12 protein-coding genes and 2 pseudogenes are annotated in these 15152 nt (G+C 50.3%); 4 read left to right on the forward strand and 10 right to left on the reverse strand.

The genetic code is table 11. The features are described 5' to 3' along the window. Positions 1 to 215: 215 nt before the first annotated feature. From AC4ANE_RS26630 to AC4ANE_RS26675, 10 genes and pseudogenes are all read right to left on the reverse strand, one after another. A pseudogene (locus AC4ANE_RS26630) lies at positions 216 to 740 on the reverse strand (hypothetical protein). Between the two features lie 23 nt (positions 741 to 763). Further along, the gene (locus AC4ANE_RS26635) at positions 764 to 1090 is read right to left on the reverse strand and encodes an immunity protein Tsi6 family protein (protein ID WP_044423854.1); all 327 of its coding nucleotides are present in this window, start codon (positions 1088 to 1090) and stop codon (positions 764 to 766) included. Between the two features lie 352 nt (positions 1091 to 1442). After that, positions 1443 to 1751, reverse strand: coding sequence for a hypothetical protein (locus AC4ANE_RS26640; RefSeq protein ID WP_016982575.1), 309 nt, complete (start codon positions 1749 to 1751; stop codon positions 1443 to 1445). Between the two features lie 218 nt (positions 1752 to 1969). Further along, on the reverse strand, positions 1970 to 2275 hold the full coding sequence (locus AC4ANE_RS26645) for a hypothetical protein (protein WP_031598057.1): 306 nt from the start codon (positions 2273 to 2275) through the stop codon (positions 1970 to 1972). Between the two features lie 122 nt (positions 2276 to 2397). Further along, positions 2398 to 2709: an immunity protein Tsi6 family protein gene (locus AC4ANE_RS26650; RefSeq protein WP_080392301.1), complete on the reverse strand. Its 312-nt coding sequence runs from the start codon at positions 2707 to 2709 to the stop codon at positions 2398 to 2400. 148 nt (positions 2710 to 2857) lie between these two features. Continuing rightward, positions 2858 to 3178 (reverse strand): hypothetical protein, encoded by a 321-nt coding sequence (locus tag AC4ANE_RS26655; protein WP_031598058.1) that lies wholly within the window; start codon positions 3176 to 3178, stop codon positions 2858 to 2860. A gap of 153 nt (positions 3179 to 3331) precedes the next feature. Further along, a pseudogene (locus AC4ANE_RS26660) lies at positions 3332 to 3412 on the reverse strand (DUF6861 domain-containing protein); the annotation flags it as partial. 331 nt (positions 3413 to 3743) lie between these two features. Further along, positions 3744 to 4823, reverse strand: a complete 1080-nt coding sequence (gene tri1, locus AC4ANE_RS26665; RefSeq protein WP_460408622.1) for an ADP-ribosylarginine hydrolase Tri1 — start codon at positions 4821 to 4823, stop codon at positions 3744 to 3746. A gap of 692 nt (positions 4824 to 5515) precedes the next feature. Then, complete coding sequence (locus AC4ANE_RS26670) at positions 5516 to 5821, reverse strand: hypothetical protein (RefSeq protein ID WP_031598509.1); 306 nt, start codon at positions 5819 to 5821, stop codon at positions 5516 to 5518. 2 nt (positions 5822 to 5823) lie between these two features. Then, entirely contained in the window at positions 5824 to 7290 is a 1467-nt protein-coding gene (locus AC4ANE_RS26675; protein WP_031598511.1) for a DUF6861 domain-containing protein, read from the reverse strand. A 701-nt stretch (positions 7291 to 7991) separates the two neighbouring features. On the opposite strand from AC4ANE_RS26675, the gene AC4ANE_RS26680 reads away from it, so the two are divergent. From AC4ANE_RS26680 to AC4ANE_RS26695, 4 genes are read left to right on the forward strand one after another with little or no spacing between them, the layout of a single operon-like run. Next, complete coding sequence (locus AC4ANE_RS26680; RefSeq protein WP_002551407.1) at positions 7992 to 9851, forward strand: type VI secretion system Vgr family protein; 1860 nt, start codon at positions 7992 to 7994, stop codon at positions 9849 to 9851. A 1-nt stretch (position 9852) separates the two neighbouring features. Beyond that, a complete protein-coding gene (locus tag AC4ANE_RS26685) occupies positions 9853 to 10434 on the forward strand; it encodes a DcrB/PsbP domain-containing protein (protein ID WP_031594518.1) in 582 nt (193 codons plus the stop codon). Positions 10435 to 10464: 30 nt separating this feature from the next. Next, on the forward strand, positions 10465 to 10929 hold the full coding sequence (locus AC4ANE_RS26690; RefSeq protein ID WP_002551405.1) for a DcrB-related protein: 465 nt from the start codon (positions 10465 to 10467) through the stop codon (positions 10927 to 10929). 4 nt (positions 10930 to 10933) lie between these two features. Next, positions 10934 to 15145: an RHS repeat-associated core domain-containing protein gene (locus AC4ANE_RS26695; RefSeq protein ID WP_460408624.1), complete on the forward strand. Its 4212-nt coding sequence runs from the start codon at positions 10934 to 10936 to the stop codon at positions 15143 to 15145. Positions 15146 to 15152: the final 7 nt, after the last annotated feature.

Here is a 15152-nt window from a genome sequence, read left to right on the forward strand (position 1 = left end):
GACTGCCTTAGAGCCTTAATCATTCAACCTCATAGATAAAGCCCATCAACTTGTGCAAAAAGCGCCTACAACAAGCTTCATTTTCCGTTATATCTACGAATAATCAAACATAAAGATAAAATTATTATGGACTTCACCACCTAATAGACCATGCCCAAAAATCAAAAGATTAGCTATCAAAGACCAATAAATGTAAAGCCGCTGCAATCTAAAGCTCACTTCCCGTCTACCTGTATACAATATTCTTGGTCGCCCACCATCTTGCAGGGCCAGCCATCGTTAATTTAACGCGTCGGCTTAAAACAAACTCGCTCATCGTTCACCCAAAATAATTGCCATGCCGAACCAGAAATAAGCAATTTTGGACATGGCGTATAGTCTCTAGCAAGCAATACAATAGTAGCCAATACAGCTATGGAGGGCACAACATAGATTATCGTCTTGATAGAAATCTTGAGCATCAAACTTTGGAAAGCCCCCAAAAAAGAATTATTTGGAGGATCAAATTTCTTCCCTGTCCATACGGCTATAGAGCCTCCAATTATAATTAGCAGCACGGCGGGCGGAACCATGAGTAGGCAGAACGCAAGGTAAGGAGTTTCTACGACAGGTGCATTTCTATATATACGCCCATACAGAGGAAGTACATGTTCCCAAATCCAGTAAACTGAAAAAACATCGACCAATGTCATGAAAAAAACAAATACCGTCGCTCCAAATCTGAACAGTGCAGGTGACATAGAACTCGCCCCTATCTGAATAATCACCTAACGGGCGGCTCTTGGTATAAGATGCCTGTGGGTAGTTTTACTTTTAGCCCATTAGCTGATTGAGACGCTATATAGCTCACATCCATAATGGCTCGAGCTAGCTCGTAGTCCATATCTTCAAACTCTTTAGCTCCTAGAGCGCCAAGTGACAAATCATGAAGCCTCGACTTGTCTTTTTCAACCCCCTCGAAAACTGCCTTGACATAGATGAGTTGATTAATTACCGATGTATAAACTGGAAACTGGGAATTACGCGCGCACCGATCCTTAGCAAGTAGAAGAGCGTGATTTACATACTCCAGCGCAGTATTAAATATCATAGCGCACTCCATTAAATGACTTTCATCGTTCCGAAACCAAATTTCCAATGGTCCGTGGCTTGACAACACCGTGCCACACCCATGAGAACCACTCCGAAAGCCCATTTTACCTATGTACACCTCAGTGTCCACTGGAGCTTTCATATTGAAAACTCTATGGCGGCTTTTAACCTCATCAGAGAACTGTACCGAACCATCATTATCTAGCATTCCCGATTGCCTCCCTGCTTTTCATTTCCCCTTTCATCTATAACCACAAGATTTCAAGGCTCATCGGAACGCATAAAAACATCTTCGCCTTCCTATATCCCTCCTAAAACCATGCTGCACAACTGTCTATCGATGGTAACTTTCAGTCCTTAGCCATTTTGGCCGCCAACATTTTGTAAGCTTCCGTTTCGCGCCCCTCTATGAGTTCCATATAGAAATCTGTGTACGCAGCCTCCAGATCTTTATATGACTGTAAACGTGTCTCAGTGAAAAGCTTGTAACCTGGAATATCTCGTGGCTCAACCATTTCAGTAATCTGGCCTTGCTCTGCTCGGGAAAGTAAACCCTCAAGTTGCAAAAACAATATTGAAGCATCAGGGTCGCAACGCTTATAAATTTCAAGTTTTTCGCGAAGCGTTATGGCAGCCACTCTCAAGGCTTTAACATCCATATTTATGTAACCTCTAAGTGTCTATTGTAACGACTTCCTGGCCGCGGACTATTAGCCACGCTTGACTACTACACTCCAAACATGACAATTGCAGTAGGGCATTAGCTAATTTCCAACGGAGCAAATGCTATATATCTCAGAAAGCAGGTCATGCAGCATTAGAATCGCAAGACATGTGCGCCACACAGAGCAAAGGCTCACTGACTGTGACGCTCACTTCATTTCTCACCCATTTCCCTTTTCAGTTTACGTAGTAAAGGAGTCTCCCCACCAGTCAGTTCAACCCTGAACTCTGCGAAAGCATGCTCAAGATGAGAATATTGTTGCAAGCCCTCTTCGGTAAATAGGTAACGCCCCGGAATGTCTCGCCACTGCAACTTAACTGTTATCATGCCAGATTCGGCCAGCTTCATCAGTGGTTCGATCTCAACTCGAAGCTTTTCAACAACGGGATCTGAATTTCTCAAATCTTCAATCACCTCACGCAGCTTTTGCGTTTTTTGCTTCAGATGTTCAGCATTCATAATAATGACTTTGGCAGCAGCTAGATCGACGGAGGGACGAAGGAAAGCAGACATCTGCGACCGGCATCAAGAGCGAAAATTGCAACTTTTTCACTATTGTCAAGCGTAATAAAATTTATTTATCAAGGACGCCACAACCCTTCGGGAAGCTTGACTTTCAGTCCGTTCGCTGATTGATTTGCTATGTAATAAACATCCATTAATGCTCGCGCAAACTCGTAATCAGTATCTTCAAACTCTTTCGCCGCAAGGGCTCCAATGGAAAGCTTATGAAGTCTAGATTTATCCTTCTCAACACCATCAAAAACAGCCTTTACATGTAATAGCTGGCTTATAACTGCGGCATAAACAGGAAATGAAGGATTACGCTTTATCCGCTCTCTAGTCAGAGAGATAGCATAATCTATAAATTCTATAGCAGTATTAAATTTCATCACTCACCCGCGCCAATTAATTTAAGCGATTTTTTGGACTGGAAGTCATTTGCTTTCCAGGCGTTTGACTAGGGATTATCGAAAGGAGATGAAACGTCTTCGCTTTACCGTTTCAGCCTCGAAACAAAGTACGCTGCACTACCCTCTATTAAAGAGACTTTCGACGCTTAGCCATCTTGGCCGCCAACATCTTATACGCATCTGTTTCGCGCACCTCTGTAAGTTCAAGACAAAAATCAGCGTAGGCCTTTTCCAAATCCCCATAAGCTTGTAAGTTCGTTTCGGTAAAAAGCTTGTATCCTGGAATATCTCGTGGCTCAACCATTTCTGTTATTTCGCCTTGCTCTGCTCGACAGAGTAGCATATCAAGGTTCAACAATAATATTGAAGCATCAGGGTCGCGATGTATATGAAATTCAAGTTTGTCGCGGAGCGTTGTAGCTGCCACTTTCAAAGCCTTAACATTCATGCCAATGTTACTCCTAGTTCTATCGTACTGATTAGTCTGGGCATAAACCATTCACTACGATTATTTACTATGCTCTGAACAGCATCGCCAGACCTAGCAATTTTCCCATTAAGCTCTGTAGTCGGCGCGACGTTGCCCACAAAAACCTCTATTAGCTTGAATCAACTTGTTAAGTTCATCATCGAGGTTCCGCTCGATGCCATCCCAGCTAGGAATGTTGGCTAATAAGTCCATTTATACATTACTGTCCCTGGGTTGAAGGGGCTGCACCAACTTACTTGGTGGTCACAAATTGACGCGTTCTGATCCATATGCACCTGGTCCGATCAGACCTGAACTCTTGAACTAAATTCCAGAGCAGGCTCATTTTTCTCATCTGCGAAACAGATCGTAATTATGACAAAAAGTCACCATCACGCAGTAAACATTTATACCCCTGACCACTCTTACAAAAAATCCATATAAATATCTATATTATAGGCACTCAAGAAACTGTATTTTTGGCACTATCAGCGGTAGACTTTTAAAGTCTTTCACACCTCCACGACAGCATCGAAAATGCATTTTAACCTGGTGCGCGTTCAAACAATTGCCGAGCTAAATCTTGAATATGATCCGACCAAGCGACTTTTTTTACCCACTCATCTGGCATGCCCGACACCCCATACAATGCACCGGCAATTTGTCCAGCGGTCGCTGCTACACTGTCAGCATCATCGGCAAGATTAGCAGCTAGCAGAATAGCATCTTTGAAGTTGTCGGTATGCCATACGGCCCACAGGGCTGCTTCCAGCGTGTCGATAACATAGCCTGAGGAGCGGATCTGGTCTCTAGTTTTTTCTTTATATTCACCGGTGTTGATGATCATTACTCGAGGCTGGAATGGGCCGATCATGGGAGAACAAACCTCCTGCTTGTTGGCCCCATTTAGAGCAAGGTGTAATTTTGCCCCTAGAAGTTCGCAACAGCTAATCACCTCAACCGCGCAGTGCGTAGTTCTGCTTTGCGTTTGACTTTCCATCCATGTTGTGAGCAAAGAGTTTCGCCGAAAAATAGCTGTCGGTGCCAATCTGATTATTGAGCCGTTGCCTGCGGTATTAGGCTCCCAGTTGCCGTTCCAACTCAATCCTTCCTTTAGCCAACCTTCAAGTGCGTTGCGTGTCGCATTACCAATATCAAAGCAAACACCTTTGGCGCTATTTTCCCCTTTTTTATACCAGCGGCATAGCCGATTCAAATAGTCTGCGTAATCCAGTTTTCCATTCGCAAGGTAGCAGTCAGCCAAGCAAAGAGCCAGGCTGGTATCATCTGTCCACTCGCCCGCATTGAGTCTAAATGGCCCCCCGCCTTGCATGTCTGTCACAGTGTTAGAATCGCGGCTAGTAAATTCCAGAGTTGTACCGACTGCATCACCAATAGCAAGACCAAGAAGTGCGCCTTTTGATCGGTCAAGTGCCTGAGAGGCTGTTAGCGTAGGTATTCTAGATGCTAGCCAGCCCGGAACCAAGGAGGAGTCTGTGGGACTATCAACCTCTGAAGATCTTCCACTTGAGGTAGATACTCTAGAAGTAGGCGCAGGCCTAAAGCTTCTATACCGTTCAGCATAGTCAGTAACGATGTCTAACGGGCTATGTAGATTTATCATGGGACTTTTTTCAGAGAGACGTAGTTTAGAAATGAAATATTCTTTACAGACGTTCCTTACATCGTTATTTAAGCAATGCCTAAGAAGGATGTATTTGCTACATTCCTAAAAACCCTTGCCCACTTATACCGCTCTGTAGGCTATCCTGTCAAGAACGCTTTGAGGGAGGTCTGCCCTCTATAAGTGCGTTTTCCCATAAGCGGAGAAGTTCAGATAAACCTTGAGCATTAGCCTGCGGGCGCACATGCACACCAAGCTGCCACCAGTTTCATGCTCGTGGAGCAATTACTGTGGGTCTGCCTCCCTAACTTGTAGCCCCCTATTTTAACTGGGCTGCACAGTAAGCAAATCACCCAACTCTCTGAGTCTACATTTTATGACGAAAACGAGCTCAACTTCAGGAGTTTTTTGAAAAAGCTCGTAGCCACTTTGGACTATTTCATAATATTCTTCATAGTCAACCAAGTCATTATTAACCGAAAATGACAAGTAAAAATGACGTTTTGTCTATCGTCAGCTCAACTAAAATTTTCATTCGAGAGTCGTTGGATCGTGGCTTACGCCGCCTCGAGGTGGACAGTTTCGTAACCCACACTCCGGAGCTTTGAACATGTTCAATAGAACATGTCGATGAAATTTAACTATCGCCACTAATATACAGTATACATTTTATTGCCACTTTGTTAAATGAGCTATTTTTGATTTCTCTCTGCACGAAGCATCTTTAGAAGCGGAGGTTCTCCGCCCGTAATCTCAATTGAGAATACAGCATATGCTTCCTCTAAATCACTGTATTCTTGAAGCCCATTCTCGGTAAAGCGATAGCGCCCCGGGATTTTCCCCCATTGTATTGGTGATAGAATACGTCTTGATTTTGCCAGTTCCAACAACGGCCTTAAATCTTCATAGAGACGTGAAGCCTCATTATCCTTTACAGCATATTCCTTTAATTTCTCTTCCAAAATTTTTGCTGAAAATTCGATTTTATCTATGTTCATTTTTAGTTCCCTATTGTCCCAACTCTTACAGCTGGAGCCCAGCTACCACGATCAGGCACCACATACTGCACTGCTCCGGCAGAACGTTTAACTAGACCTCCTAACTCGCTCGTCGGAGCGACCTCACTGACGTAAACTTTGGTAGGATTTAGCGGCTTTATCTCATATATACCATATGTAACCCCTTCGCTCCCCAAGGGAAGCCCAAAATAATCAGCTAACGTCTTATCGGAGGCTGACGCCTTCATTAGCTCTTTACGCGTCGTAAAATAAGGTGAGTATTTTGGAGCATCCCCGCCTTCGGCCACTATCTTTACCAATGGTTCATCTACAAACTTCACAGTCGGAAGAGTTTTACCAGAAGCAAGTTGTCCTGCTGCTCTGGCGTATAGAAGCTCTTCAGATGCATTGGGAGCAGACCTCGCAAGCGCATCAAAATAAGCTCTTCCTTCTGCCGTACCGAGATACGCATCTATCTCACTTGTTTGAACACCGTGGGTTTCAAATGTACTAAATTCTTTAATCTGCTGTTCTACCGATACAAACTCTGGATCTTGCTTAGCGTAATACTCACGCATGGTCTCGGATTCAGCCTTAGCCAAAGGAGCAGGCTCATCAACCCGCAACGCAGGCTCAGCCAATAGCCTCCGCTCATTACGCGCCAACCAGTTCGCAAACTGCTTGTTCGAAATCTCTGCCTGAAGCTTGGCACTGCGCACTGCGATGCTATCCATGCTCCCTATGATGCCTGCCTTGACCTGCCCACGTGTCATGTAGGTCACGATGGCAGTAAAGAGCAGCAGCACCAGTTGCTCCTGGCCTTTTGCGATTTGGCGGGCAGCACGATCAATCCGCTCCTGGATTTCGTATGCCGAACCACCAGTGGGGTCGAGGCCCTCGGGTTTCAGCCCTTCGTCAGCGTGCCAGGCAGTGGCGAAGCCTTCCTGCAAGGTAGAGAGGCAAGCAGGCAGACCTTTATAGAAATATTCAGCTATAGCTGAGAGGCCCAGCGCCATCAGGATCAGGTTGCCAACCTGTAAACCGATACCCGCTCCAACTGCCGCTACCGGCACAGCGCCGACACCAAAGAAAAACGCTCCAGCAACGCCGCCAGCGACCGTACCGACCGCAACGCTGCCGCCGAGAATCATCGCGACTTCTTTAACCAGTTGCAGCAGCACCGGGAGGATCTGTTCGATCTCGATGGATGCCCACTTGCGCTTGAGGTTTGACTCGATGATGGGATAGGAAAGCCTCATCGCCGCTTTCACATAGTCAATGCGGTTGCCGCCCATGTATCCGTAGGCTTGAGTCGCGGTGGTGGTGGTATTGACGCGTCGCGTGAAGCCATTCCAGCTGTCATAGGTGCTCTGCAGCCCATCGCTGTAGGCTTGATTCAGCGTGTTGAATTTATCATCGAGGTTCCGCTCGATGTCATCCCAGCTAGGAATGTTGGCTAATAGGTCCATTTACACATCACTGTCCCTGGGTTGAAGGAGGCTTGCACCAATCGCGCGGCTACAAATTGACGTGATCCGAGCCATGTACATGGCTCCATGGGACCTGGGGACCTGGGGACCTGGGGACCTGGGGACCTGGGGACCTGGGGACCTGAATTCTGAAGCTAAATTTCAGGACATGCTCATTTTTCTCACCTAAAAAACAGATCGCAACAATGCCATTAGGCCATCACTTATTCGAATCCCTGCTTAACTCATTGCTACGCCTGAAAATCTCCCAACTAATGCGCGCTCTAAGTGCTCCACAATTACGACCGTCCAGCTAAATCAGACACATCCCAAAATGAGGGTGATCGTCCGAGGCCGTCGTTGTGGTTGACACGGCGCAACGCCTCGGTGTCTCCTTTCATCTCTTAAGAACTGTAACGGTTTTGAGAGAAATGTTAGCTGTTTTTTTACTGAGCTAGTGGCACTTTCATATTGTTTTGTGGTCGCACATTCGCAGTAATTGCGAGATGCCGAACGCGTCTGTAGCTCTGGTCCTACGAAATTTTCAGAATTTTATGAGCGGTGGATGTCGATTTTTGATATCGCAGCCCTCCTGAAATAGTCGATGCTTATGCACCAGACCTGTGTCGTGACTTGTCAGTTTGTAACCGTTAGCCGCTAAATCCGGCGGCGCTGGCCTCCCTGCCTTCAAGGAGATATACATGTTGATGGACCTTGCCGCGATGCTTTCGCCGCAGAACCGGCGCCTTTTCAAATTCAAGAACCTCGCGAATCCCGAGCAGGAGCTGCTGCTGGAGTCCTTTAGAGGGTCTGAAGGTCTGTCACGTGCATACCAATTTGACCTGCTGCTGGTGTGCCAGGACTCCGGAGTCGAGCTGAAATCGATGATGGGCCAGCACGTGGTTATCGAAATCGAGCTGGCCGATGGCTCGCCACGCTATATCGCTGGCTATCTCACGCGCTTTGCCAGCGGTGGCAGCGACGGCGGCATGGCCAAATACACGGCAACGCTCAACCCCTGGTTCTCGATGCTGAAGAACCGCTTCGACACACGTATCTTCCAGGGGAATACGGTAGAGGAAGTCGTTACCCAAGTGTTCGCGATGTGTACCGCGTTCTCCAAGCATGAGTTTCGCCTGAGCAAGCCTCTCAAGCGCTATACCTACATCACTCAATACCGCGAATCCGACTTCAACTTCGTCCAGCGTCTGCTGGAAGAAGAAGGGATGTTCTATTACTTCGAGCACACCGCCGAAGGTCACACCATGATCATCTGCGACGACTCCACCACGCTGGTGCCGTTGCCGGAGCAGCCCCAGATACGCTTCCACTCGGCGTCGGTCACCGAGACAGCCGACTCCATCATCGAATGGAACGGCGACCGCAAACTACAATCAGGGAAAATAGCGGTTCAGACGTTCGACTATCGTCAGCCAAACAACAGGCTGCCGGTCGCCATGAACAGCCTGAACCAGCAGGGTGATGTCGAGAACTTCGAGGTGTACGACTTTCCCGGCCAGTACACCCATGGCACCTACGATGAAGGTGAAGCGCTGTTGCGCTTGCGCGTTGAAGCGCTTGAGCTGAGGGGCAAGAGCTTTAGGGGCACCAGTAACTGTCGTGCCATGAAGCCTGGCTACACCTTCGAACTGCTGCAGCATTACGACCACGATCAGGGCTCACCTGAAGACCGCCAGTTCCTGCTCGTGCTTGTTGATAGTGAAGGCCACAACAATTACCTCAACGGTCAGCAAGCCAGCTACTTCAACACCTTCTCCTGTGTACGCAAGAAGATAGTTTTTCGCCCACAGCTCACGACCAATCGCTCCGTCATTTCGGGGCCGCAGACCGCTATCGTTGTGGGTCCGCCCGGAGAAGAAATCTTCACCGACGAACTGGGTCGCGTAAAGATTCAGTTCCATTGGGACCGCAAAGGCGAGCACAACGACAAAAGCTCCTGCTGGGTCCGCGTTGCTCAATCCGGTGCAAGTGGCGGTTTTGGTAGCATCCAGATCCCGCGCGTCGGTGACGAGGTGGTGGTCGTTTTCCTTGATGGCAACCCCGACCGTCCGCTCGTCATGGGCAGTCTGTACAACAGCCAGAATACGCCGCCGTGGTCGTTGCCTGCCAACAAGACCCAAAGCGGTTTCCTGACGCGTTCGGCCAAGGGTGATGGCGGTACAGCCAACTTCTTCCGCTTCGAAGACAAGGCCGGTGCCGAACAGGTGATTGTGCATGCCGAGCGCAACATGGACACCGAGATCGAGCTGGATGAGACGCATGACGTGGGTAATAACCGCAGTGTGACTGTCGGCGGTAAGAATACGGAAATTATTCAGAACGACACTTTGCTCAAGGTAGAGCAAGGCTCATTGACGATTACCGTGGACAAACAGTCTATCGACATTACGGCCATGACGGAGATCACCCTCACTGTAGGTACCAGTAGCATTACCCTCAAGCCGAGCAGCATCGAAATCAAGGGCGACGAAATAAAGGTTCTCAGCAAAAACACCTTTGTCGAAGGTGACCGTGTCGATATCAATATCGAGAAATCCTGAGATGGTCAGAACCAGCCTTTATGACCGTATTTCGGAAAAGCGTATAGCCGATGAGGCTTTGGCGCGTGAGAAAGCATTACACGCAGCAAGTGCTCCGCCGACCGTTCCCGAGCCTGAGCCAGTGCCGGTTTTACCGCTTGAATTGACACGCAATGAGATTACGGTTGCCGGGCTGAAACTGGTCATGCCGCAGCGAGTGAACTTTCAGGAGATCAGCATCACTCTTGAAAAGGATGGACACCCCATCACGCTCACCATCACACGTCGGCCGGTTCGGGATGATCTGACGCTGAACCGCTATACAGATCTCTACTTGGCAAACCTGCGTGAGAGACACCCTGATATCGATACTGTGCGGCAGCGAGATTGCTTGCTGGCGGGAAATGCAGCGGTGGCTCTCGACTACGTACTCACCTCCAGGCAAGGGCTTAGTCACGGCAGAGCTATTAACGCTATCACCACTGCAGAGGATGGAGATAAGCAATGGCTTTGCATCTCCACAATGATTGATCCTGACACGGCTGCGCTGGCAGACTGGTTGATCGATTTCGACGCAGTGCTTGAAGCAATTGTCGCTCATTGATTTTTTATTTTCGAGTTCAGGACATTCACAATGGACTATCAGCTTCACGAAGGATCAATCGCATTACCAGATGGTTTCAAGGACCGGACGGTGAACATGTTCACCTTGGGCGACAGCGTTCCAGCGCCCCTCAATATCACGATTTCACGTGATGACATGCTGCCCGCTGAGGACATGAGCACCTACATAAGCCGGCAGATAAAGCTCATCGCCAATAAGCTTCGGGGCTACACGCTGCTTGGTAAGAAGTCTGCCTTGTTGTCTACTGGGCACACCCTCCCCGGTATACAAGTAGATGCCTACTACATGCATGAAGGCAGACCGATTTACCAGCGCCAAGCGGCCTTTGAAGTCATACCGGGACGTATTCTGGTGTTTTCGGCAACAAGTCAGACTGACTTTAGCTCCACGCAGGACGAGGACTGGTTGCAATTGCTGGCCAGTTTTCAGCCACATCCGGATAACGCTGGGCCAATAAACACCGAACAGGAATAAAACCATGTTCGAAGCAGCGCGTTTGCACGATGGAATTGAGCACAATAGCGCACTGGGCGGGCTTCTGGCGGGTGCTGTGATCGGCATCGCAATGGCCGTTGCTGGCGCGGCCCTGATTGTCTGCACCGCCGGGTTGGGGGCTGTTCTTCTGGGTGTTGTTTTGTCAGTCGGCGCAGGCGCAGCCCCGGCGGTGGGTGAAAGCTGGGGCGCGGCACGAAGTTCTCCCGCGGGAGATATCACGCAAACAGGGTGTTCGCCCAACGTTTTTATCAACGGCCGCAATGCGGCTCTTACCACACAAAGTATCGCCAAGTGCGAGAATCACCCCGCACCGGTACAGATTGCAGATGGCTCTGCCAGCGTTTTCATCAATGGCTACCCGGCCGCCCGCAAGGGCGACAAGCTCACCTGTGACTCGAAAATCGCTACAGGTTCCAATAACGTCTTTATTGGCGGCGGGACAAAACGCTATCTGAAAGTAAACGAAGAGATATCCGAGTCGCTTCGTGTCGGTATTGATATCGCAATCATCATTGCCTCGATGGGGCGCGGTGGACTGCCCATGTTAGCCAAGGGACTCGGTGGCGGCCTGAAGGCGGTCGCACCTTGCGCCCTGAAATTCGCTGCCACGGTAGGCGTGTCCTATTTATTTGGACGTTTTGTTGCGGGGCCTGCAATAAGCGGGGTGATAGGCGGCTTCAGCGGCAACCCCGTTGACCTCACCAGCGGGCGAAAATTACTGCTTGAAGAAGGCGAAACAGACTTTGCGCTGCCGGGGCTGATGCCTATCGAGTGGTCGCGCTTTTACGCCAGCGACCTCAACGTCGACAGCGTTCTGGGCAAGGGCTGGGTGCTGCCGTGGGAGCAAAACCTGCGCCGAAATGGCAGTTTCGTTTACCTCATCGACAATCAGGGGCGCAGCGTACCCTTCGTCAACGTCGAGCCCGGGGAAAGCATTTACAACCCTTACGAGCAGATGCATCTGGTCCGCACGCAAGGCGGCCATTACATGCTCCAAACCCAGGACAACATCTTCTTCTACTTCGGCGAAGTGCCGAATAACAACAAACCCGTTCCGCTGCAGCGTATTGAAAACGCGCTCGGCCACTACCTGCATTTCAGCCGTACCGATGAAGGTACTCTCACCGACATCAGCGCACCCGGCAACGTACATGTGCATTTGCAGTATGAGCACCCGCTGGGACGGCTGACGTCGGTGAAGCGGATCGTCAATAAGGAAGCTGTTGAAACCCTCGTTCGTTACCACTACGACGACAACGGCCAGCTCAGTGACGTTTATAACCGTAATGGCGATTCCACTCGCAGCTTTTCCTACACCGACGGCGTGATGACCCGCCACAGCAACGCCTTGGGCCTGAACTGTTACTACCGCTGGGAAACCATTGATGACCAGCCTCGCGTGGTCGAGCACTGGACCAGCGATGGTGAACATTTCGATTACCGTTATGACTTTAAGCAGCGTACGTCGTGGGCCGTCGATGTGCTCGGGCGTGAACTGGAAATTCATTACAACGAAGACCGGCGCGTCACGTCCGGCCGTGATTACGGCGGAGAGCGCTACACCATCGAGATAGACGAAAGCGGCAATATAACGGGGCTGGTATTGCCCGATGACAACACGCTGGCCTTCAAATACGACCACCTCTCGCGACTGGTTGAAGAAACCGACCCGCTAGGGCGCAAGATCACCTACAAGCATCATCTGGCGACCACGCTGGTGACCCAGACGACTTTCCCTGATGGCAGCACGTGGAAGGCCCGTTACGATTCCAGAGGCAATCTTCTGGTCGAAACCGATGCACTCGGGAACAAGACCGAATACCTCAACAGTGAAGATGGCCTGCCACACACCATCATTGATGCGGCCTATAAATCCAAATACCTGTGGTGGAACAGCCTCGCTCAGGTTGAGCACTTTCAGGACTGTTCAGGCAAAGATACTTATTACCGCTATGACGATCGCGGTCATCTGATCGCCGTCACCGATGCCCTGAACAACACCACCACGCTGGAACGCAAACCCGACGGCGAAGTGCTGCGCATCAACCATCCCGATGGCAGCGTTGAGTCCTTCACCTACAACGCGCTCGGCCAGGTGCTTTCGCACACCGACGGCAAAGGCCAGATAACGCGGTTGTCCCACAACGCCCGTGGCCTGCCAACCCGACGCGAGGACGCCAAGGGCAAAGCCGTTGCCTACCAGTACGACAAGGCCATTCGCTTAACCGCACTGGTCAACGAAAACAACGCCACCTACAACTTCGTGTACGACAACGCAGATCGTCTGATCGAAGAAAAGCGCATCGACAACCTGACCCGCCGCTTCAGCTACAACCTCGGCGGCCACCTGACACAGGTCGAGGAAATCGGCTACGGCGAGAAAGGCGAACAGCCACGGCGCAGCACCCATCTGGAGCGCGACCCGATTGGTCGCCTGTTGGCCAAACTCAACGACGACGCGCGTCAGGACTACACCTATGACGACGGCGACCGACTGCTGTCAATCGAGCGCAAACCGACGGACACCGGCAGAAAACTCGGCGTCACCGCCGAAAAACTGGAATTTGCCTACGACCTGCTGGGGCGACTGACCACAGAGACCACGCCCCAAGGCGCGCTGGCCTACGAGTACGATCCACTCAGCAACCTGACCACTCTAACCCTGCCCACCGGTCAACACCTGAACCACCTGTACTACGGCAGCGGTCACCTGCACCAGTTGAATCTGGATGGCCAGCTGATCAGCGACATGGAGCGCGACGACCTGCACCGCGAGGTCTACCGCACCCAGGGCAAACTCACCAGTTGCTTCGGCTACGACAGCATGGGCCGCAAAGCGTGGCAGTACGCAACCACCCTGCCCGCGGAAAAGCTATCGCAGATCCAGAACCCGCTCATAAAGCCAGAGCGCTACGTCGAACACGCTTACAACCCGATTCACCGCCGCTACGAATACGACCCGGCCGGTGAACTGAGCCGCACCCTCGACAAACTGCGCGGCGAAACCCAGTACGAATACGAAGCCAACGGCCAGCTGCTGGCGCGCAACACCGGTAGAGTCGTTGACGGCGAAGAATTCCGCTACGACGCCGCCGCCAATCGCCTGAACTTCAACACCAGTCGTTTCGACCACGTCAAAGACAACCGCCTAAAACAGTGGGCGAACCACGAATACAAATACGACGCCTGGGGCAACCTGATCGAAAAAGTCGTCGGCATCGTGCGCTGGCAAACCTTCACCTACGACTGCGAAAACCGCCTGGTCAAAACCGAAACCATGGCTGGCACGCAGGTCGAAAGCACCAGCAGCTACCAATACGACAGCCTGGGCCGAAGAGTCGCCAAACAGTCCGAGATCAAAGGCCGCACCGACCACAAACGCTTCCTCTGGCAAGGCTTGCGCATGCTGCGCGAAGAAAGCCCCGGCCAGAGCAGCCTGTACCTTTACGAGCCCGGCAGCTATGCGCCGTTGGCTCGTGTTGATGAGAAAGAGGGCGAGGTAGAAAACAAGGTTTACTACTTCCATACCGACCAGATTGGTACACCGCTGGAAATGACCGATGCCGAAGGTCAGATCGTCTGGCAGGCGAAGTACCGGGCCTGGGGAGCGGTTGAGAAGCTGGTGGTGAACGAGGTTGAGCAGAACCTGCGGTTTCAGGGGCAGTATTTTGATGTCGAGACGGGGCTGCATTACAACACGTTTAGGTACTATGACCCGGAGATTGGGCGGTTTATTACGCAGGATCCGATTGGGTTGTTGGGTGGGGAAAATCTTTATGAGTATGCGCCTAATACAATCAATTGGATTGACCCGTGGGGACTGAGCTGTAGAACTGATTATGTGGGCCGTACCCCAGGGAAAAATAGCAAAACGGGAAGAACCGTTATTGAGAATATGCGGAAGGAAGGAAAAATACGTGGTGAAGGCGCCCGTATGAGATTTAAGAGCAAAGACGAAAAATGGTACCCCATTAAAGAGGCCGACATGGCCCATAAAACCGACGCAGTAACATACTGGAATACCAAGGGGGGGTATTTTGGAGCTAAATCGCCGGAAGTAAGGCAGTGGATGCGGGATCCTAAAAATTATGAGCTGGAGCACTTCTCGACCAATAGATCCGCAGGTGCCAAATTAGGGCAGATTTATAGACCTCCCGAAAGTATGATTGGGCCACACGAAAATTTTAGCTATTGAGGATTTT

Source organism: Pseudomonas sp. Pme6b, assembly GCF_058129925.1.

Coding starts and splice junctions, on each gene's coding strand:
- AC4ANE_RS26675 (WP_031598511.1), bottom strand. CDS start 7,290: ATGGACCTATTAGCCAACATTCCTAGCTGGGATGACATCGAGCGGAAC.
- AC4ANE_RS26640 (WP_016982575.1), bottom strand. CDS start 1,751: ATGGATGTTAAAGCCTTGAGAGTGGCTGCCATAACGCTTCGCGAAAAA.
- tri1 (WP_460408622.1), bottom strand. CDS start 4,823: ATGATAAATCTACATAGCCCGTTAGACATCGTTACTGACTATGCTGAA.
- AC4ANE_RS26645 (WP_031598057.1), bottom strand. CDS start 2,275: ATGAATGCTGAACATCTGAAGCAAAAAACGCAAAAGCTGCGTGAGGTG.
- AC4ANE_RS26680 (WP_002551407.1), top strand. CDS start 7,992: ATGTTGATGGACCTTGCCGCGATGCTTTCGCCGCAGAACCGGCGCCTT.
- AC4ANE_RS26685 (WP_031594518.1), top strand. CDS start 9,853: ATGGTCAGAACCAGCCTTTATGACCGTATTTCGGAAAAGCGTATAGCC.
- AC4ANE_RS26655 (WP_031598058.1), bottom strand. CDS start 3,178: ATGAATGTTAAGGCTTTGAAAGTGGCAGCTACAACGCTCCGCGACAAA.
- AC4ANE_RS26695 (WP_460408624.1), top strand. CDS start 10,934: ATGTTCGAAGCAGCGCGTTTGCACGATGGAATTGAGCACAATAGCGCA.
- AC4ANE_RS26650 (WP_080392301.1), bottom strand. CDS start 2,709: ATGAAATTTAATACTGCTATAGAATTTATAGATTATGCTATCTCTCTG.
- AC4ANE_RS26690 (WP_002551405.1), top strand. CDS start 10,465: ATGGACTATCAGCTTCACGAAGGATCAATCGCATTACCAGATGGTTTC.
- AC4ANE_RS26635 (WP_044423854.1), bottom strand. CDS start 1,090: ATGATATTTAATACTGCGCTGGAGTATGTAAATCACGCTCTTCTACTT.
- AC4ANE_RS26670 (WP_031598509.1), bottom strand. CDS start 5,821: ATGAACATAGATAAAATCGAATTTTCAGCAAAAATTTTGGAAGAGAAA.